Raw genomic sequence first — 18,710 nt, forward strand, 5'->3', positions numbered from 1 at the left:
GTCGCAGCCTCGGAACATGAGGGTGGGGAGACCGTTCCCGTTGGTATCCTCCATACCGGCGATACGGAGATCAACCTATGTTTATGCGCGTCGACAAGCTACAAGCCGAGCTTCCCGCACCCAAAAGGAAAGATCCGAACGCCGCCGCTGCCCTGCAGGAACTGCTAGGCGGCAAATATGGTGAGATGTCGACTCTTGGGAACTACATGTTCCAGAGTTTCAACTTCCGCAGCAAATCTAAGCTGAAGCCATTCTATAGCTTGGTGGCGGCCATCACCGCCGAGGAATTGGGCCATGTGGAGCTTGTGAGCAACGGCGTTGCGATGCTCAATAACGGCCCCGATAATGACGGCGACGAGAAGGATGGTGGCGACATCTCCAAGGCGCCGTTCGAGGACATGAAGGATATCCGGCTCGCGGCCGCGTTCCTGTCGAATGGCGGCGGCGTGACGCCGGTCAACAGCAACGGCGCGTCCTGGAACAACGACTTCATTACGACGACCGGCAACGTCGTCGTCGACCTGCTCCACAATTTCCATCTGGAATGCGGCGCTCGCCTGCACAAGCTGCGCGTCTACGAGACCCTGACCGACCCGACGGGCCGTGAGGTCTGCGGCTACCTGCTGGTGCGAGGTTCCGTTCACGCCCATGCCTACGCCTTGGCGCTGAAGAAGATCACCGGCGTGGAGATCGAGAAGTTCCTGCCGACACCGAATATCAACCTCGACAAGATCCCCGAGTGTCAGAAGTACCTGCAGGAGGGTTCGCACCGCCGGCTCTACACCTTCAGCCCGGGTGACTACACCGAGATGGCCGGCATCTGGGGCAATGGCGAGATGGCTCTGCCGGGCGACCCGCCGGGCGAACTCAGCGTCGTCGAGGGCATGCCCGAGGGCGGCAAGATCCACCAGCTCACCGGTGTCCCCTCGGCCTTCACACCGGATTATGCTCCGGAGGAGATGTTCGAGATCGCCGAGAAGCTGACCAAGAAGGCCCGCTGAGGTCAAACTCGATCGACCGCCTCTGCTGCATCCCGGGGCCGCTCAGCGGAGCCCGGGATGCAGAACCCCAGGTCGTTAGACATCGGACTCTGGCAGAGCTCTGGATTGCACGGTTCTGGTGCGGATCTCTGCTTTTGGATGAGCCTGCAGTACCCCCGGAATGATCGGGACGATGTTCGCCGCGTCCCGGCTCTACGAGGAAGAATACCCAGCGTTCTTCGGGAGCCCTGGGTTCAACCCCGCCGCGATCCCCGCCACAGCCGCCACAAGCGACGCCAGCGCGGCAGCGCGATGACGGTGTTGAGCGGGTCGTAGCCCGGCCGCTCCATCATCGCGAGGCTGGGTTCGACCAATGCAGTGGGCAGGAAGGCCGGCAAGGCGGCGGGCGCGATGGTCGTGCGCGCTGTCTCGAAAGCCTCGAGATGTCGGCGCGCCAGAGCCCGAAGGTCGGCCGTCGCGCCGAGAAGGCCGGGGCCTCCCCGTCCCGTGACGATGTCCTCGCGGGTGACGCCATGGTCCTTCAAGATGTCGGCCGGTAGATAGACCTGTCCGTTGCGTGCGTGCCAGGGCAGGGCCCGCAAGAGGCCGGCGACGCCATAGGCAACGCCCGCATGCCCTGCCGCGGCAGCTCCGCCCGGCTCGGCGCCATCGCACAGGACGAGCCCGCCAAGGCGGATGAGCGAAGAGGCGGTCTCGCCGCAATAGCCTTCGAGGTCGTTTATCCGGGGCATCGGATCGTCGTAGAGGTCGAAGACGCGGGCATCGATCAGGTCGACGAAGGGCTGGCGCCCGAGCCGGCGCTTGACGATGGCATCGTCGAGGGCGGCGGCGACGGGGTTGGCCTTCACATCCCCCCTCGCCTCTCCCTGGAGTGCATCGCGCCACCATTGCAGGCGGATCTCGCCCGCCACCGGATTGGTGACTGCGTCGCGCACGCGCGCAACGGTGAGGCTGAAGGCGGCGAGCGCGAAGAGATGCGGCCGGTACGCCACGGGGGCGAACAACGTCGCGAAATAGCGGTCGGGATCGCCCTCCCGGACCAGTGCCTCGCAATGCTCGAACGCGAAGGCGAGAGGGTCGGCCGTTCCGGGGCTGGTCTCGGTCTTCGTCACGCGACCGCGATCAGGGCAGTGGCGACCTTGCGGTTCTCCGCCATCAGGATGTTGTAGGTCCGCGCGGCCGCTCCCGTCTGCATCACATCGAGGCCAATGCCGTTATCCTTGAGCCATCGCCGCAGCGTATCGGGAAAGGGGGCGATGTCGAGGCCGGTGCCGATGAGGAGGAGCTCCACCGCCCCCGCCTCGGCAACGACGGGACGCAGGGCGTCCCGGTCGATATCTTTCGCCTGCTTGACGTCCCAGGCCCTGATGCCGCTCGGCGTCACCAGGATGGAGCCACGATGCGACATGTCGGCAAAGCGGAAGCCGCCGTTGCCGTAGGCGTCGATGAGATGGCGCCCTGGAACGAAACCGTCGTGCAGGCTGCCGTCCGCCATCGTTACTCCGCCGCCTGGGGCACGCGACCGCCGGTGGGGCGGTTCTGGGATTTCACGCCCGACAGCATCAGGCCGAGATAGATCAGGACCGGCGTCGAAACGAAGATCGCCGAGTAGGTGCAGATGACCACGCCCGCCAGCATCACCACCGCGAAGCCCTGGATCGCCTCGCCGCCGAAGAGGACGAGGGCCAGCAGGGAGAGGAAGGCGGAGGTGGCCGTCATCACCGTGCGTGACATGGTGGAATTGATCGACAGGTTGAGGAGTTCCACCGTGGGGATGGTCTTGTAGCGTCGCATCAACTCGCGGGTCCGGTCGAACACCACCACCGTCTCGTTGAGCGAGTAGCCCACGATGGTGAGGATGGCGGCGATCGAGGTCATGTTGAACTCGATCCGGCTGATGACGAAAATGCCGATGGTGAGTACGATGTCGTGCAGGGTGCCGACGATGGCTCCGAGCGCCAGTTCCCGCTCGAAGCGGAACCAGAGGTAGAACAGCACGGCGAGCACCGAGAGCACGACGCCGAGCGTGCCCGACTGGACGAGTTCGCCCGACACGCGCGGACCCACCGTCTCGGTGCGGCGGAACTCGTACTCCGCGTCGAAAGCGCCATGCGCCTTCTGCATCACGGCCGTCTGGCCCTGCTCGCCGGGCTGGAGCGGGAAGCGAACCAGGATCTGGCCCTGGCCGCCGAGCTCCTGCACCTCGGTCTCACCGAAGCCGAACCCGTTGGCGGTATGGCGCACGGTTCCGACATCGGCGGTGCCGGACTTGGCCTGGAGCTCCACCAGGGTGCCGCCCTTGAAGTCGATGCCGAAATTCAGGCCGACCGTCAGGAACAGGATCACCGTCCCGACCGACAGCAAGGCCGAGAGCGGGAAGGTGAAGCGCCGGAAGCGCATGAAGTCGACGTGCGACTCATCGGGCCAGAGGCGGAGCAGGCGCATGATCGGTCTCGGTCTTTCGGCAATGAGGTCGATCTGGTCGTCGAAGAGAACCCGTCCGGTTCCACCGCACGTCCGTCATTCCGGGGCGCCCGCAGGGCGAGCCCGGAATCCAGACACTCAGGTGGATCACTAGCCTGGCAATCCCGCGTGTCTGGATCCCGGGCTCCGCTTCGCGGCCCCGGGATGACGGGATTGTGTTTCGGATGGACGGATCACTCGAAAACCGGATCGGGCTCCTCTCGCAAACTGTGAATGCTCGGACGGACTTCAGAACGGCAAAGCCTTGGGTCGGGCGTAGTTGTACCACAGGGCGATCATCATGCGGGTCAGCGTCACCGCCGTGATGACGGTGGTGAGGATGCCGAGGATGAACACCACGGCGAAGCCCTTCACCGGGCCGGAGCCGAGGAAGAACAGGATCACGGCGGCGATGGCCATGGTCGAGTTCGAATCGATGATGGTGGCGAAGGCCTTGTCGAAGCCGGCCTGCAGGGCCGAGACGATGGAGCGCCCCGCCCTCACCTCTTCGCGCACGCGCTCGTAGATCAGCACGTTGGAATCCACCGCCGTGCCGATGGTGAGCACGATGCCGGCGATGCCCGGCAGGGTCATGGTCGCCTCCAGCACCGACATCAGGCCGAGGATGAGGCCCACATGGACGAGGAGCGCGATGTTGGCGAAGAAGCCGAACACCCCGTAGGTGGCGAACATGAAAATGATGACGAGGGCGCCCGCGACCAGGGTCGCCTTCTTGCCGGCCTCGATGGAATCGTTGCCGAGGCCGGGGCCGACCACGCGGCGCTCGACGACAGTGAGCTTGGCGGGAAGCGCACCCGCGCGCAGCAGGATCGAGAGGTCGTTGGCCTGCTTGACGGTGAAGTTGCCGGTGATCTGGCCCGAACCGCCGGTGATCGGCGTGTTGATGCGCGGCGCCGACACCACCTCGTTGTCGAGGACGATGGCCATGCGGCGGCCGACATTCTCCGAGGTCGCCTGGCCGAAGCGCTGGGCGCCCTTCAGGTTGAACTTGAAGCTCACCATGGGCTCGTGGCTCTGCTGGTCGAAGGCCGGCTGCGCGTCGGTGAGATCGCCGCCATCGGCCATGACCCGACGCTCGACCGGTACCTTGCCGCCGCCTTCGTCCTTGTTGGTCAGCATGTCCACGTCGCCGGAGGGCGAATCGGCGAGCATGCGGAATTCGAGCTTGGCGGTCTTGCCGAGCTGATCCTCGAGCTGCTGCGGGTCCTGCAAGCCGGGAACCTGGACGAGGACGCGGTCGGCGCCCTGCTGCTGGATCGAGGGTTCCTTGGTGCCGCCGAAATCGATGCGGCGGCGAATGACCTCAATGGCCTGGGTCACGGCCCGGCGGGTACGGTCGGTGAGGCCGGCATCGGTGAGCGTGAGCTGGATCGTGCCGTCCGGCCGCTCCGCCACGTCGAGGGTCTGGCCGCCGGCCTGCGCCACCATGGCGTTGGAGATCGGCTGGGACAGTTCGCGCAGCTTGGGCAAAGCCTTGGCGCGGTTAGCCGGATCGGAGATGCGGACCTGGACGCCGCGCGGGATCACCTGGATGCCGCCTTCGGGGGTGACGTTGGCTTCACGCAGGGTGCGACGAACGTCGTCACGCAGGCCCGTCGTCTGCGAGCGGATCAGATCGGTCTGGTCGATCTCGAGGAGGATCTGCGAACCGCCCTGGAGGTCGAGGCCCAGCACGATGGCCCGCTGGGGCACGATCCAGCTCGGGAACCAGCCCGGCAGCGAGGCCATGAAGCCCTTGCGCTGCTCGGCCGAGAAGAAGCTCGGCACAGCGAGACTCAGGCCGATCAGGATGACGGCCAGCGTCGCGACGATCTTGGTTCTCGAAAAGCGCAGCATCCGCCAGTCCCGTTTCTTCTTATGGTGCCGATGCTTGCATCGGCCCCTTCAAGCGGAGTCACAAGCCGTGTGCCGGGGCGCGGGCCATCGGTTCCGCACCACGTCTCACGGCATTCGGCTCACGCCGCTTTGACCGGCCCGCCCTTGACACGCACTTCCGAAATCATCGTCCGGACGATCTTCACCCGCACGTTCGGGGCGATCTCGACCTCAATCTCGGACGCTTCGTCGGCCACCTTGGTGACGCGCCCGACGAGGCCGCCGGTGGTGACGATGGTGTCGTCGCGGCGCACGTTCTTCACGAGGGCCTGATGCTCCTTCACGCGGCGCTGCTGCGGGCGGAGGATCAGGAAGTACATGATGACGAAGATGAGGACGAACGGCACCACCTGCAAGGCGATGTCCGCTCCGCCAGCGGCCGAGGTGGCCCCTTGCGCGAAGGCGGGGGTAATCAAGCGGGTGACTCCTTAGGCTGAACCGGTCCTCACATCGTCGCGCACGGGCCGATCTCGGCGCGTCTGGACCGGTCTAAAAGCGCGCGGACTATAGCCATGCACTAGGTGAAAGCAACGGCGCGTCTGCAGCCGGCAAGGTGCGGATCGCAGGCGCCCGATGCCGCACCCGTGATTTTCGTGCCCGATGTCCGTAATGACGCGCTCAAGCGCGTATTCCAGGAGCTTCGAGACGCCATGACCGCGACCCAACCTGCAGACCGGGAGATGATCGAGGCGATCCTGCCCGTCCTCGAGCGGATCGCCGCCGCGCTGGAGCGTTCCGCCCCGGCCGCGAAACCCGTCATCGACATGAATTCCGCCGACGCTTTCCTCTGGGGCGCCGAGTGCCGCCTCATCCCGGTGCCGCGGGTGAACAGGGTGGAGATCGATCTCCTCACCGGCATCGACCGGGCTCGTGACATCCTCGTCGACAACACCGCGCGCTTCGCCAAGGGGCTGCCCGCCAACAACGCCTTGCTCTGGGGGGCACGCGGCATGGGTAAGTCGTCGCTGGTGAAGGCGGCCCATGCCCGCATCAACGCCGAGCGGGCGGAGGGCGAACTGCCGATGAAACTGGTGGAGATCCACCGCGAGGATATCGAGACCCTTCCCGACCTGATGGCGACCCTGCGGGCGGACCGGCACCGCTGGATCGTGTTCTGTGACGACCTGTCCTTCGACGGCGACGACACCTCTTACAAGTCCCTCAAGACCGCTCTCGACGGCGGAATCGAGGGCCGGCCGGAGAACGTGCTGTTCTACGCGACCTCGAACCGGCGCCACCTGCTCGCCCGCGACATGGTGGAGAACGAGCGCTCCACGGCGATCAATCCCGGCGAGGCGGTGGAGGAAAAGGTTTCCCTCTCCGACCGGTTCGGCCTCTGGCTCGGCTTCCACAAGTGCAGCCAGGACGAGTACCTCGCCATGATCCGTGCCTATGTCGAGCGGTACGGCCTGAAGGCCGACCCGGACACGGTTCGGGCCGAGGCGCTGGAATGGGCCACCACCCGCGGCTCCCGCTCGGGCCGCACGGCGTTCCAGTTCATCCAGGATCTGGCGGGGCGGTTGGGCCAGCGGCTGGAGTGAGGCTCGCCCAGACCGAGTTGAAGTGTGTGCCTCGGGATGGATGGACGGGGTATCAAACGGATCTACAAACGAAAACGGCGGCTCCTGCGAGCCGCCGTTTCTCTTTGGATCTTGAATGCGCTCAGTTGCTGGCGAGGTGCGGCATCGGGTCGACCGGGGTCGCGCCCTTGCGGATCTCGAAGTGCAGCTGGGGCGAGGTCACGTTGCCCGAGGCGCCGGACTTGGCAATGGTCTGGCCGCGCTTGACCTTCTCGCCGGGGCGAACGTCGAGTTCGCCGTTATGGGCGTAGGCCGAGACGTAGCCGTTGGTGTGGCGAACCAGCACCAGCTTGCCGTAGCCCTTCACGTCCGAGCCGGCATAGGCGACCGTGCCGTCCTCGGCGGCCTTCACGGCCGTACCCTCGGGCACAGAGATGTTGATGCCCTCGTTGCCGCTGGTGCCGTAGCCCGAGATCACCCGGCCCTTGGCAGGCCAGCGGAACGACTGGTCGGGCTCGGCGGCGGGAGCCGCAGGTGCGACGGAGCCGGTGCTGGCGGGCTCGGCCTTCTCGGGCACGGGCGTCAGGGAAGCGACCTTGACGGGCGCGGCCTTGGCCTTCTCGGCGGCCTTGGCTTCGGCGACCTTCTTGGCCGCATCCTTTGCGGCTTCCGCCTTGGCGAGCTTGGCTTCGGCTTCCGCAGCCTTGCGGGCGGCCTCGGCCTTCGCCTTGGCGGGATCGACCTTCGGTGTCTCGGCCTTGGCCACCTCGACGGGCTTCTTCACCTCGGCGAGTTTCTTGGTCTCCGCGAGCTTCTTCGCATCGGCGAGCTTCTTGGCTTCGGCCGCATGCTTGGCATCGGCCGCGAGCTTGGCGTCGGCGAGTTTCTTGGTCTCCACGGCCCGCTTGGCCTCGGACACCTTGTTCGCCTCGGCGATCTTCCTGGCTTCCGTAGCCGTCCTGGCTTCGGCTACCGCCTTGGCGGCGGCTTCCTTGCGGGCCGCTTCCTGACGGACGCTGTCCTGGCGAGCGGCCTCCGCACGGGCAGCCTCTGCACGAGCCTTGGCTTCGGCGGCTTTTGCCTCGGCAGCCTTCGCTTCCGCTGCCTTGGCGCCGGCATTGAGCGGAAGACGGGCCGGGGGTGCGGCAGGCACGGTGCGCGGGGTCGCGACCATGCCGCGGCCGGCATCCGGATTCATGCCCGCGGGATTCATTCCCGAGGGGTTCATGCCGGACACCATCCCGGAATTCGGCGCGGTGGAAGCGACACGGCCCGTGGCCATGGGAGGCGTCGCCGCCAGCGGACGCGGCGACATCGGCGCGCCGAGTGACTGCGACTGGATCCTGGAGGTGCGCACCGCCGGGGCGGCAGGCATCTCGCCCTCCTCGGGCAAGCTGCCCGTGGCGCTGGGCTCACTTGAAATGTTGGAGGCGAAGGGGTTCCCGAAGGGGTCGCCCAACCGCGACGCATCGGTGGAGCATCCGGCAGCACTGCCGCCGATCACACCGATGAGCGCGAAACGCGACAGCGTCCTCAACCCTAGACCAGTCCCGCGAACCCGCATCGACGCACCTGTTTGCCTGACGCAACTTGATGACGTCATTCAAACGGGATTCAGGTTAAACAACCGTTCCCGTTCACCACGTTTTCGACACCGAAGGAACTTTCCGAGGGCGGGAGTTCCATGGCCGATTCCGGTTCGAATGGCCTTGGGGAGCGATAAGATCGTGCCAGATCAAAGGTTTGGCGCCTCCCCTCGTAGACCCTGCTCCTCGCTTTGGCGAAGCGAGGTCTTTCGTCAAAGAATGAACGCCCTGCCGTCTGTCAGGGGCGCCAGCCTTAATCCGCTGCCGAACCCTTCGCTGATGCGTCCGTCCCGATCCCGGTCGATGAAGGCCAGCCGGCTACCGCTCCCGTAGCCGAGGGCGCCGACGAGACGGCCGCCGGGCAGCAGGGCGGCCGCGAGATGCTCGGGGAAGGCTGGCAGGGTCCCGTTGACGAGGATACGGTCGAAGCCGCCCTCCCCGGCCGATGCGGGATCGAGGCCGTCACCCGTCTCGATACGGGCGATCACCCTGTCCTCCGGGTCGAGGGCGGAGACGGCGTCCTCGGCCAGCGTCGCATAGCGCTCGACGCTCAGGATCGCGGCGGCGCCGAGACGGATCAGCAGAGCGGTGACGTAGCCGGAGCCGGTGCCTATTTCGAGAATGCGGGTGCCGGGCTTCACCTTCAACGCGGTCAGCATGGCGGCGACGACGGTGGGCGCCGACATGGTCTGGCCGCAGGGCAGCGGCAGGGCGATGTCGCGCCGGGCCAGATCCCGGTGCCCTTCAGGGGCGAATCGGGCACGGGGCACGCGCTCCATGGCGCGCAACGTGTCGGTGTCGCGCACGCCAAGACCGCGCAGGGCCATGACGAAGGCGGCATCCTCGACCGAGCCCTCCATCGTCACCAGCTGTGCCTCATGGCCGTGTTCGATCGTTCCGTGGCTTGGATCGTCCACGGTCCCGCACTGGGGCGCTGGAGCGCGATAGCGCTTGCGCCGTGCGAAGACCGGGATTCCTCACTCGGCAAAGGCTTGTGCGAAGCGGGTCAGGCTCGGTTCGTCGGTGAGATCGAGCCGCAGCGGCGTCACGGAGATGCGGTTCTCCGCAATGGCCTTGAGGTCGGTGCCATGGCCCGGCTCGAACTGCGCCTTGGCGAAGGCGAGCCAGAAATACGGGTTGCCGCGACCGTCCTGCCGGGCATCGATGGCGAGCAGCGCCTGATTGCGCATACCCTGCGCAGCGACGGAGGTGCCGACCACCTCCTCGGGTTCGCAATCGGGGAAGTTGACGTTGACGACGATGCCGGGCTCGATCCCGATTTCGAGGATCTTCTTGACCACGTCCGGCCCGTGATGGGCAGCGCAACCCCATTTGATCGCCCCCCGCCCACCGGCGCCGTAGGCCTGGCTCAGGGCGATGGAGCGCACGTTGAGGATCGTGCCTTCCATGGCCGCCGCGATGGTGCCCGAATAGGTCACGTCCTCGGCGACGTTCTGGCCGCGATTGACCCCGGACAGGACGAGATCCGGCCCGTGGTCCTTGAGGATGTGGCGCACGCCCATGATGACACAATCCGAGGGCGTGCCCTTTACGGCGAAGCGCTTCTCGGAGACCTGGCGCAGGCGCAGGGGATCGTTGAGCGACAGCGAGTGCGAGACGCCGGACTGGTCGCTCTCGGGCGCCACGACCCAGACGTCGTCGGACAGGGTCCGGGCGATGCCCTCTAGGGTTTCGAGGCCCGGCGCGTGGATGCCGTCGTCGTTGGTGACCAGGATGCGCATCAGCTCTTCAGCCCTTCGATCTTCTCGATGCCGCCCATGTAGGGCTTGAGAACCGACGGGATGGTGACGCTGCCGTCCGGGTTCTGATAATTTTCCATCACGGCGATGAGGGCGCGGCCCACGGCGACGCCGGACCCGTTGAGGGTATGCACGAATTGTGCGCCCTTGCCTTCCTTCGGCCGATAGCGCGCGTTCATCCGCCGCGCCTGGAAGTCGCCGCAGACCGAGCAGGACGAGATCTCGCGATAGGTCTCCTGCCCCGGCATCCAGACCTCGATGTCGTAGGTCTTCTGGGAGGCGAAGCCCATATCGCCCGTGCAGAGCGTCATGACCCGGTAGGTCAGGTCGAGCTTCTTCAGCACGGCTTCCGCCGAGCCGAGCATGCGCTCGTGCTCCGCCGCCGATTGATCGGGCGTGGTGATCGAGACGAGCTCGACCTTGTTGAACTGGTGTTGGCGCAGCATGCCCCGCGTGTCGCGCCCAGCCGACCCGGCCTCGGCGCGGAAGCAGGGGGTCAGCGCGGTGAAGCGTAAGGGTAGCTCGTCCTCGGAGAGGATGCTCTCGCGCACGAGGTTGGTGAGCGGGACTTCGGCCGTGGGGATGAGCCAGTGTTCCTCACCGGCCCGGAACTGGTCGTCGCGGAACTTCGGCAACTGCGCCGTGCCGAACATCGCCTCGTCGCGCACGAGGATCGGTGGCGCCACCTCGGTGTAGCCGTGCTCGCCGGTGTGGAGATCGAGCATGAACTGGCCGAGCGCGCGTTCGAGCCGGGCCAGCTGCCCCTTCAGCACCACGAAACGGGCGCCGGACATGCGCGAAGCCGCCTCGAAATCCATCAGTCCGAAGGCCTCGCCGAGTTCGAAATGCTGGCGGCCGGTGGCGAGCTTCGTCCGGTTGCCCGAGAAGGCGCGGTGCTCGACATTGCCGTGCTCGTCGGCGCCTTCCGGCACGTCTGGGTTCGGACGGTTCGGGATCGCCGCGAGACGGTCGTCGAGAATCCTGCCGGCTTCCGCCTGCGCGGCCTCGAGGGTGGGCCCCTCTTCCTTCAAGCGCGCCACTTCGGCCATGAGTTCGGTGGCGCGCGCCTCGTCCTTCGCCTTCTTCGCACCACCGATCTCCTTGGCCAGAGCATTACGCCGCTCTTGGTTGGCCTGGGCTGCCGAGGTCGCGGCTTTGCGGGCGTCATCGAGGCCGATCAGCTCGGCCGAGAGCGCGTCGAGGCCGCGACGGCGCAGGGCTTCGTCGAACGCTTGCGGATTCTCGCGGATGGCGCGGATGTCGTGCATGGGCGGCTCGGTTCGCTATGAGTCGCCGACGCTTTGCAGCATCGGGGCGACCCCGACAAGGCCGGGCATGAGTCGACGGAGCATCCCCGATACCCCCTCATCCTGAGGCCGCTTACGCGCCGCCTCAGGATGAGGTGGTGGATGGGGCTTATGTGGCGTCTAAGACTCCAGACCTTCCGCGACCCGCTTGGCTTTGCGACGGCGCTCGACACGGGCCACCGAGAAGATCGAGGCCTCGTAGAGGAGGAGCATCGGCAAGGCGAGGGAGAGCTGCGAGATCACGTCGGGCGGCGTCAGGATCGCCGCCGCCACGAAGACGAGGACGATGGCGTAGCGCCGCTTCTCGCGCAGGAAGACCGTGTCGATGACGCCGATCTGGCCGAGCAGGGTGAGGATTACGGGTAGCTGGAACGCCAATCCGAAGGCGAAGATCAGCGTCATGATGAGCGAGAGATACTCGTCCACCTTCGGCAGAAGCGAAATCGTCGCTTCACCCGGCTGGCCGACCTGCTGCAGGCTCACCGAGAACTGGATGAGAAGCGGCATCGCCAGGAAGAACACCACCAGCGCGCCAAGAACGAAGAAGATCGGCGTCGCAACGAGATAGGGCAGGAAGGCCTGGCGCTCGTTGCGATAGAGGCCCGGCGCGACGAAGGCGTAGATCTGCGTCGCGATGACCGGGAAGGCGAGGAAGGCCGCGCCGAACACGCTGAGCTTGATGTTGGTGAAAACCTGCTCGAGGAAGTGCGTCGCGATGAGCTGCGCCTTCTCCGCCCCCACTACGGAGACGTAAGGGTAGAGCAGGATGTTGTAGATGTGCCGCGAGACGAAGAAACACGCGAAGAACATCACGATGAACGCGGCCAGCGACTTGATCAGCCGCGAGCGCAATTCGATCAGATGATCGAGGAGCGGCGCGCGCGAAGCCTCGACCTCGGATTCGTCGACCGAATCGATCATGTGCTTGCGCCGGTCTCGGTAGGTTTGGTGGAGGATGCCTCCGGCGCGGTCGTACGCGGTGGAAGATCCGGCAAGGCGTGCACGGGCGGCGGCGGCTCCGGCGAGGCTATCTCGGGTGACGGCGCTTCGGGTTCGGACTGCGGATCGTTCTCGGCGAGCTTGGCGGCCACGTTGGCGAGGGGCTGGGTGCTCGACTGGGACCGGCCGTCGACCGCACCGCGAATCTCGTCGCGTATCGTCTGGACGGGGTTGAAGCTCGGCCCCATCGTGCTCGCGGAGCGCTTGATGCCGTCGACCTCGCGGCGGACCTCGTCGAATTCCGCCTCGCGGATCGCCTCGTTGAACTGGGCATGGAATTCGCCGGCCATGCGGCGCATCTTGCCCGTGACTTGACCGACCGTGCGCAGGGCCTTGGGCAGATCCTTGGGTCCGATGACGATGAGGGCGACACCGCCGATCAGCATCACCTCACCCCAACTCATGTCGAACATGGCGTCGCTCGTCCCGCGGCCGATGGCCTTTGCCTCGTCACGGCCGGCGGCCTAGCATAGTTTGCGCAAGGCCGATGCCTGTCCGTAGGGTTTGCTTCAGACGACCTTGCGGTCGGCCGTGACATGGCTCGCCGTGGCCGGCTCGCCCTGGGCAGGCAGCGTACGCACGGGCTCGCCCGCGCTCGGCGGCGGAACGCCCGGGGCCTGTCCGGTCGGGGTCTCGTCCTCGGCCATGCCCTTCTTGAAGGCCTTGATGCCCTTGGCGACGTCGCCCATTAGGTCCGAGATCTTGCCGCGCCCGAACAGCAGCATCACGATGCCCGCGACGATGATCCAGTGCCAGATACTCATGCTGCCCATGGCAAACTCCTGCGCCCATGCTGTCGCCAGCCCAGCGACGCCCTCTCACGACGGATTGTCGGGAACCTAAGGATGGCGGGGAGCGAACACAAGAACCGCACGGTCTCGCGCTGAGGCATTTGAGGCATCTGAGACAATTGTGCAGCGCGTCATGGCGGCACTCGCCCGAAACGCTGGGGCAGTCCGGGCCTCACGCGTGGGCGGAAAGACCAGCCTCGAAACGCGAACGGGCCTCGGCGACATCGAACTCCACGCGCGGCGCGAGCCGGGCCAGGGCGGCCTCGGCCCGGCGCAAAGCCTCGCCGGATAGGATCGGCGTACCTTCCAGGACGGCCTGCATTTCGTGCCGCTCGCCGTTGCAATGGAGGGCGACATCGATACCGGCGGCGAAGGCCTTCTCGGCCTTCTCGCGAAAGCTGCCGTCGAGGGCCTTCATCGAAAGGTCGTCCGTCATGAGCAGGCCGTCGAAGCCGATGAGGCCACGGATCACCTGGCCGATGACGACGCTGGACTGGGTCGCGGGATGATGCGGATCGAGGGCTGCGTAGACCACATGGGCGCTCATCGCCATCGGCAGGTCGGCCAGGGCGCGGAAGGGCACGAAATCGTGCGAGGCCAGGCTGACGCCCTCGGCCTCGACCACGGGCAGGTCCTTGTGGCTATCGCAGGCGGCGCGACCGTGACCGGGAATGTGCTTGATCACCGGAAGGACCCCGCCTTCCATCAACCCTTCGGCCACCGCCCGTCCGAGAGCGATGACAATGTGCGGATCGGTGCCGTAGGCGCGATCGCCGATGATGTCATGAGCTCCCGCCACCGGCACGTCGAGGACGGGCGCGCAATCGACGTTGATTCCCACCGCGGCGAGATCATGCGCCATGAGCCGCGCGCCGAGGCGCGCCATGGCGGTGCCCGATCCATTGAGGCGGCCGAAACGGGCGCCGGCCGGATAAGACGGCCAGTGCGGCGGTCCCATGCGCTGCACCCGTCCGCCTTCCTGGTCGATCAGAATCGGCGTATCGGCCCGGCCCGTCGTAGCGCGCAGCGCATCGGTCAGCGCCCTCACCTCGTCCGGCGAGCCGATATTGCGCTTGAACAGGATGAAGCCCCAAGGCTGCGCGTCGCGAAAGAACGCGGCCTCCTCGTCCGAGAGAGTCCGGCCGGCACAGCCGAGGATCAGGGCGCGAGTTGTCATGGGATGTGCTGCTCGGCTTGATGATGGACGGACTGTCCGAGGGGCATCCGTCCCTGCACTTCACGATGGCGGCTCCGCCCGCGCTGGCGGTACTCGAACGAGGCGTCACGGACCCGCGACAAGCCGGCACTGTCTCTCGCCGTCTTCGCGGCACTCGCCTGAGCGCCGCCGTGACCCTCAGTTCCCGAGGCTCAGTTCTTGGCGACGAAACACTGGCCGCCGGCGCCCTGCAACTCGGTGCAGAGGGTGGTCGCTTCGGCCTTGGCCAGGGGCCCGACGCGGACGCGGTAGATCGTCTTGCCGCTCACCTCGGCCTGACGGATCAGGGCGGGCTTGCCGGAGAGCTGGCTGAACTTGCTCTGCATCTGCTTGAACGCGGCCTGCGCTTCGGCTTCGCTGGTGCGTACGCCGAGCTGGACCGAGTAACCGCTCACGGGTGCGGTGGAGGCCGAGGCGGCGGGCGCAGGCGTCGGCAGGGCGGAGGTCGCGTCGGGGGCGACGGCGGCTACCCGCTGCGGGGCCTTCGCGCGAGAGGCGGGAGCGGTCGGCTCGGGAGCCGAAGCTTCCTCGGTGGGAGCGGGCGTCGTCGCCGGCAGCTTCCCGACGCGTGAATGCATCGAGGCATTGGTCGAACCACCGCCGTCACCCGGAAGGGTCATGGTGGGGATCACCGATTGGGCGACGGGCGCTTCGCGCTGAGGCGGCGGCGGAGGCGTATCCGGCTTCACCGACACGGTCCGCACCCGGCGAGGCTCGCCGAGGGTTTCGGTGAGGGGACCCGTATTGCCGCCCTGCTGTCCGGTGGACGGCGTGGCGCCGCCCTCCCCGGCGCGCTGGGCCGAGCGGGCGGCCTGCGCCACGTCGACCGGCTGCTCCTCGCGGTTGACGATGTGGATCTGGTCGTCCTTGGCGTTGCGGTCGTAGATCCGCTTGTTCTGGTCGGGGATCTCGACGCCGTCCGCTTTCTGCGGTGCGATCTTCAGCGGAGCCTTGTCGGCGAGGATCGTCGGCACGGTGCCGTCGCTGTGGCTCGAATTCATGCTGCGCCAGGTGAGCGCGCCGGTGACGCAGACCACCAGCACGCCGAGGCCGGCGCCCACGGAAACGAGGCGGCTGCGCTGGCGGGGCCGCTCGGCCGCGCGATTGAGGCGGTCGTCCTGCTCCGGCGCGTAAGCCTCGGACCCGTGCGGATCCTGAGGACCGGCGGCATAGGCACTGTGGTCGACGGAGGCGAGATACTGATCGAACGCGTCGGCCGGATGTGCCGAGTGTGCGGCCTGCGGCTCGGGCTCGACCTGATGCTGGGCATGCTGCGCGTATCCCGAAGGCGCGGCGGCGTAGCCTGCGGGAGCCGCCGGTGCCTCGTCGTGGAAGCTCGGTTCCCTGCGTCCTCCCTGGACTCGCGGCTCGGCGGTGGCACGGGAATCACGCGCTTCCAGCAACGCGCGGAAAGGATCGTCCTGGCCGACGATGCGGGCGAGTTCGGCCAACGGATCGGGCTTGGCCGCAGGCTGGGCCTGCGACTGGGGCGGCGTCGTGGGCTGCAAGTCACGCGCGAAGGCGTCGAAATCGACAGGCGCTCGCGAAGCGTTCGTCGTCATGGCAGCATTCCTCTTCACGCCGAGATCACCTCACCGCATTTCATCCGGCGCGGTGACACCCAAGACCGTGAGGCCGGAGGCGACGACGCCCCTCAAAGCCTCCACGAGGGCCAGTCTTGCCCGTGTCGAGTTTCGGTCGTTTGGATTAATAAACCGTAATTGCGGCAGGTCTTTGCCTTTGTTCCAGAAACCATGCAGGGAACTTGCGAGCTCGTAGAGGTAGAATGCCACACGATGTGGCTCGTGCGCCGCAGCCGCCGCTTCGATCACCCGGGGGTACTGGGCGATCAACCGCATGATCTCGATTTCCGCGGAATCGGCAAGGAGCGTCAGGTCCGCGTCGGCTAGGCCGGCGACGGAAAAATCCTCGTCCGGCATGGCCTCGCCTGCCTGCCGGAACACCGAGGCGCAGCGGGCATGGGCGTACTGGACGTAGAAGACCGGGTTGTCCTTGGATTGCTCCACCACCTTGGCGAGGTCGAAATCCAAGGTCGCGTCGTTCTTGCGGTAGAGCATCATGAAACGGATCGCGTCGCGGCCGACTTCGTCGACCACCTCGGCAAGGGTGATGAACTCGCCCGCGCGCTTCGACATCTTCACCGGCTCGCCGGCTCGCAGGAGACGCACGAGCTGGCACAGCTTGACGTCGAGAGTGGCGTCGCCGTCGCTCACCGCCTTCACCGCCGCCTGCATGCGCTTGACGTAGCCGCCGTGATCGGCCCCGAGGACGTCGATCAGGTCCGTGGCGCCGCGCCGGATCTTGTCGCGGTGATAGGCGATGTCGGAGGCGAAATAGGTGAACGAGCCGTCCGATTTCAGCAGCGGCCGGTCGACGTCGTCGCCGAACTCCACCGTGCGGAACAGGGTCTGCTCGCGGTCCTCCCAATCCTCGGGAAGCTGGCCCTTCGGCGGCGGAAGCCGGCCCTCGTAGACGAGACCTTTTGCGCGGAGTTCCGCCAGGAGGACGGGCACCGCCTCCTTGAGGGTAGCTTCGGAGAAGAACACGTCATGGTGGATGCCGAGCCGGTCGAGATCGCCCCGGATCAGGTCCATCATCGCGGCGATGGCATCCGCCCGCACCTGCGGCAGCCAGTCGGATTCCGGCGCGTCGAGGAGCGCGCGTCCGTGCTTCTCGGCGAGCGCCTTGCCCACCGGCACGAGATAGTCGCCGGGATAGAGGCCTTCGGGCACAGGGCCGACCTCTTCGCCCAGGGCCTCGCGGTAGCGCAGGAACGCGGACCGGGCGAGCACGTCGACCTGCGCGCCGGCATCGTTGATGTAGTACTCGCGCGTCACGTCGCGGCCGGCCGCCACGAGCAGGTTCGCCAGCGCGTCGCCGAATACCGCCCCGCGACCATGGCCCACATGCATCGGTCCGGTGGGGTTGGCCGAGACGTATTCGATGTTGACCTTGCCGCCGCCCATCCGAGCGCGGCCATACTCGGTGCCCTCGCCGAGCGCGGCACGCACGACCTCGTGATAGGTCTCGGGCGTCAGGCGCAGGTTGATGAAGCCCGGTCCGGCCACGCTCGCCTCGACCACGCGGGGATCCTGCCGAAGCTCCGCCGCCAGCGCTTCGCCGAGCGCCTTCGGATTGGTTCGGGCCTCCTTGGCGAGGACCAGGGCCGCGTTGGTGGCGAGGTCGCCGTGCGTGGCGTCGCGCGGCGGCTCGACCACCACGCGGGAGAGATCGAGCCCCTCGGGCAGCGTCCCGGACCGGGTCAGGCTCTCGAGCGCTTCGCGCACGCGCGCCTCGAAGGTGGCGAAGATGTTCATGGGATATCTATTCCGCTCGCGCCATGCCGCATCGTCACGACGGCTTGCGCCTCAATGCGGCGGCATACCAACGCGGGGGGCAGGTGTCACGGGAGGCAGGTGTCACGGGAGGCCGCCCATCGCACTTCCTGGCTCCTCATCGACCCGGCGCTTCACGAGGCGTCGCCAAACTCCCGTCACGGCCGGATCTCGCTCAGCTCAAAACGGCACATCGGACGTTCCGTGAGGGACATTCAGAACCAGGCGCGCCAAGCTTCCCAGTCGGACACGGCGCTGGCCAGAGCCGCGTAGCCTTTGGCATTGGGGTGCGTTCCGTCCCCCGCTGCAGCCTCGCTGGTCCATGCGTCGGATTCTGTCGCCATGCCGAAGACCGGCAGGAACGGGACATCGAGTCGGGCGCAAAGAGGAGCGATGTCCCGCGACAGAGCCTGAATTCGCGCATCCGTCGCTGGATCGTCGCAGACGGGAAGCGGACCGATCATCAGGGTTCTTCGCCAACCGGCGGCGTCTCCGAGAATCTTCTCCGCCGTGTCGAGGGAGCGGTCATGAGGGACGCGGATTCGGCCATCGACGAGCGTGCAGTCGTTTGCGCCGAACGAAAAGACAAGCCGGCCGTCCAGCCCCTCGGGCAGCCGGGCTTCGGCCTCGCTTCTCCAGCGGCGGTGGATGTCGAGGCTGGTGTCGCGGCGAATTCCCAGATTGTAATGCGTGACGTCCCAGCCGGCGCGGCGGGCCTCGGCACAGAGACGGCCCGTCCATCCGAGACAGGTGTCGTCACCGACCCCGTTCACGAAACTGTCGCCGATGAAGCAGATGCGCATGAATCGTCCCGA

At 66.8% G+C, this 18,710-nt stretch carries 18 protein-coding genes; 2 read left to right on the forward strand and 16 right to left on the reverse strand.

Translation table 11 applies throughout. From position 1 onward, the window contains the following. Positions 1-77: 77 nt before the first annotated feature. Entirely contained in the window at positions 78-1,001 is a 924-nt protein-coding gene (locus RQI43_RS11150; protein WP_056424235.1) for a manganese catalase family protein, read from the forward strand. Between the two features lie 233 nt (positions 1,002-1,234). On the opposite strand, the gene RQI43_RS11155 is transcribed toward RQI43_RS11150, so the two are convergent. From RQI43_RS11155 to yajC, 5 genes are all read right to left on the reverse strand, one after another. Further along, positions 1,235-2,113 carry a phytoene/squalene synthase family protein gene (locus RQI43_RS11155; protein WP_311275193.1) on the reverse strand — a complete coding sequence of 293 codons (879 nt, stop codon included), beginning with the start codon at positions 2,111-2,113 and terminating at the stop codon, positions 1,235-1,237. Beyond that, a complete protein-coding gene (locus RQI43_RS11160) occupies positions 2,110-2,496 on the reverse strand; it encodes an MTH938/NDUFAF3 family protein (protein ID WP_311275194.1) in 387 nt (128 codons plus the stop codon). The genes RQI43_RS11155 and RQI43_RS11160 overlap by 4 nt, the downstream gene beginning before the upstream one ends. 2 nt (positions 2,497-2,498) lie before the next feature. Next, positions 2,499-3,446, reverse strand: a complete 948-nt coding sequence (gene secF / locus RQI43_RS11165; protein ID WP_056424229.1) for a protein translocase subunit SecF — start codon at positions 3,444-3,446, stop codon at positions 2,499-2,501. A 267-nt stretch (positions 3,447-3,713) separates the two neighbouring features. Next, entirely contained in the window at positions 3,714-5,321 is a 1,608-nt protein-coding gene (gene secD / locus RQI43_RS11170; RefSeq protein ID WP_311275195.1) for a protein translocase subunit SecD, read from the reverse strand. A gap of 119 nt (positions 5,322-5,440) precedes the next feature. Beyond that, positions 5,441-5,776, reverse strand: a complete 336-nt coding sequence (gene yajC / locus RQI43_RS11175; RefSeq protein WP_056424225.1) for a preprotein translocase subunit YajC — start codon at positions 5,774-5,776, stop codon at positions 5,441-5,443. Positions 5,777-6,010: 234 nt separating this feature from the next. Here yajC and RQI43_RS11180 point away from each other — a divergent pair, with 234 nt between their 5' ends. Next, positions 6,011-6,901, forward strand: a complete 891-nt coding sequence (locus RQI43_RS11180; RefSeq protein ID WP_311275196.1) for an ATP-binding protein — start codon at positions 6,011-6,013, stop codon at positions 6,899-6,901. Between the two features lie 121 nt (positions 6,902-7,022). On the opposite strand, the gene RQI43_RS11185 is transcribed toward RQI43_RS11180, so the two are convergent. The 11 genes from RQI43_RS11185 to RQI43_RS11235 form a co-directional block, all read right to left on the reverse strand. Continuing rightward, positions 7,023-8,444 (reverse strand): murein hydrolase activator EnvC, encoded by a 1,422-nt coding sequence (locus RQI43_RS11185; protein WP_056424223.1) that lies wholly within the window; start codon positions 8,442-8,444, stop codon positions 7,023-7,025. A gap of 234 nt (positions 8,445-8,678) precedes the next feature. After that, a complete protein-coding gene (locus RQI43_RS11190; RefSeq protein ID WP_311275286.1) occupies positions 8,679-9,326 on the reverse strand; it encodes a protein-L-isoaspartate O-methyltransferase in 648 nt (215 codons plus the stop codon). Positions 9,327-9,443: 117 nt separating this feature from the next. After that, on the reverse strand, positions 9,444-10,208 hold the full coding sequence (gene surE / locus RQI43_RS11195; RefSeq protein WP_311275198.1) for a 5'/3'-nucleotidase SurE: 765 nt from the start codon (positions 10,206-10,208) through the stop codon (positions 9,444-9,446). Next, positions 10,208-11,494: a serine--tRNA ligase gene (serS, locus tag RQI43_RS11200; protein WP_311275199.1), complete on the reverse strand. Its 1,287-nt coding sequence runs from the start codon at positions 11,492-11,494 to the stop codon at positions 10,208-10,210. Before serS ends, surE begins: the two co-directional genes overlap by 1 nt. A 159-nt stretch (positions 11,495-11,653) precedes the next feature. Further along, entirely contained in the window at positions 11,654-12,454 is an 801-nt protein-coding gene (gene tatC, locus RQI43_RS11205) for a twin-arginine translocase subunit TatC (protein ID WP_311275200.1), read from the reverse strand. Beyond that, a complete protein-coding gene (gene tatB, locus RQI43_RS11210; RefSeq protein ID WP_056424213.1) occupies positions 12,451-12,945 on the reverse strand; it encodes a Sec-independent protein translocase protein TatB in 495 nt (164 codons plus the stop codon). Before tatB ends, tatC begins: the two co-directional genes overlap by 4 nt. Positions 12,946-13,041: 96 nt before the next feature. Further along, positions 13,042-13,305: a twin-arginine translocase TatA/TatE family subunit gene (locus RQI43_RS11215; protein ID WP_311275201.1), complete on the reverse strand. Its 264-nt coding sequence runs from the start codon at positions 13,303-13,305 to the stop codon at positions 13,042-13,044. Between the two features lie 190 nt (positions 13,306-13,495). Further along, positions 13,496-14,500 carry a beta-N-acetylhexosaminidase gene (nagZ, locus tag RQI43_RS11220; protein ID WP_056424209.1) on the reverse strand — a complete coding sequence of 335 codons (1,005 nt, stop codon included), beginning with the start codon at positions 14,498-14,500 and terminating at the stop codon, positions 13,496-13,498. A 191-nt stretch (positions 14,501-14,691) separates the two neighbouring features. Further along, positions 14,692-16,101: an SPOR domain-containing protein gene (locus RQI43_RS11225; protein WP_311275202.1), complete on the reverse strand. Its 1,410-nt coding sequence runs from the start codon at positions 16,099-16,101 to the stop codon at positions 14,692-14,694. Positions 16,102-16,131: 30 nt separating this feature from the next. Beyond that, positions 16,132-17,877, reverse strand: a complete 1,746-nt coding sequence (gene argS, locus RQI43_RS11230) for an arginine--tRNA ligase (protein WP_311275203.1) — start codon at positions 17,875-17,877, stop codon at positions 16,132-16,134. A 233-nt stretch (positions 17,878-18,110) separates the two neighbouring features. Then, positions 18,111-18,698, reverse strand: a complete 588-nt coding sequence (locus tag RQI43_RS11235) for a GDSL-type esterase/lipase family protein (RefSeq protein ID WP_311275204.1) — start codon at positions 18,696-18,698, stop codon at positions 18,111-18,113. Positions 18,699-18,710: the final 12 nt, after the last annotated feature.

The sequence above is a fragment of the Methylobacterium sp. WCS2018Hpa-22 genome, assembly GCF_031843785.1.
Taxonomy (GTDB): Bacteria; Pseudomonadota; Alphaproteobacteria; order Rhizobiales; family Beijerinckiaceae; genus Methylobacterium.

Excerpts from the sequence above, each read along its gene's own strand:
- RQI43_RS11150 (WP_056424235.1), top strand. The coding sequence starts at position 78 with ATGTTTATGCGCGTCGACAAGCTACAAGCCGAGCTTCCCGCACCCAAA.
- RQI43_RS11160 (WP_311275194.1), bottom strand. The coding sequence starts at position 2,496 with ATGGCGGACGGCAGCCTGCACGACGGTTTCGTTCCAGGGCGCCATCTC.
- secF (WP_056424229.1), bottom strand. The coding sequence starts at position 3,446 with ATGCGCCTGCTCCGCCTCTGGCCCGATGAGTCGCACGTCGACTTCATG.
- secD (WP_311275195.1), bottom strand. The coding sequence starts at position 5,321 with ATGCTGCGCTTTTCGAGAACCAAGATCGTCGCGACGCTGGCCGTCATC.
- RQI43_RS11180 (WP_311275196.1), top strand. The coding sequence starts at position 6,011 with ATGACCGCGACCCAACCTGCAGACCGGGAGATGATCGAGGCGATCCTG.
- RQI43_RS11185 (WP_056424223.1), bottom strand. The coding sequence starts at position 8,444 with ATGCGGGTTCGCGGGACTGGTCTAGGGTTGAGGACGCTGTCGCGTTTC.
- RQI43_RS11190 (WP_311275286.1), bottom strand. The coding sequence starts at position 9,326 with ATGGAGGGCTCGGTCGAGGATGCCGCCTTCGTCATGGCCCTGCGCGGT.
- surE (WP_311275198.1), bottom strand. The coding sequence starts at position 10,208 with ATGCGCATCCTGGTCACCAACGACGACGGCATCCACGCGCCGGGCCTC.
- serS (WP_311275199.1), bottom strand. The coding sequence starts at position 11,494 with ATGCACGACATCCGCGCCATCCGCGAGAATCCGCAAGCGTTCGACGAA.
- tatC (WP_311275200.1), bottom strand. The coding sequence starts at position 12,454 with ATGATCGATTCGGTCGACGAATCCGAGGTCGAGGCTTCGCGCGCGCCG.
- tatB (WP_056424213.1), bottom strand. The coding sequence starts at position 12,945 with ATGTTCGACATGAGTTGGGGTGAGGTGATGCTGATCGGCGGTGTCGCC.
- RQI43_RS11215 (WP_311275201.1), bottom strand. The coding sequence starts at position 13,305 with ATGGGCAGCATGAGTATCTGGCACTGGATCATCGTCGCGGGCATCGTG.
- nagZ (WP_056424209.1), bottom strand. The coding sequence starts at position 14,500 with ATGACAACTCGCGCCCTGATCCTCGGCTGTGCCGGCCGGACTCTCTCG.
- RQI43_RS11225 (WP_311275202.1), bottom strand. The coding sequence starts at position 16,101 with ATGACGACGAACGCTTCGCGAGCGCCTGTCGATTTCGACGCCTTCGCG.
- argS (WP_311275203.1), bottom strand. The coding sequence starts at position 17,877 with ATGAACATCTTCGCCACCTTCGAGGCGCGCGTGCGCGAAGCGCTCGAG.
- RQI43_RS11235 (WP_311275204.1), bottom strand. The coding sequence starts at position 18,698 with ATGCGCATCTGCTTCATCGGCGACAGTTTCGTGAACGGGGTCGGTGAC.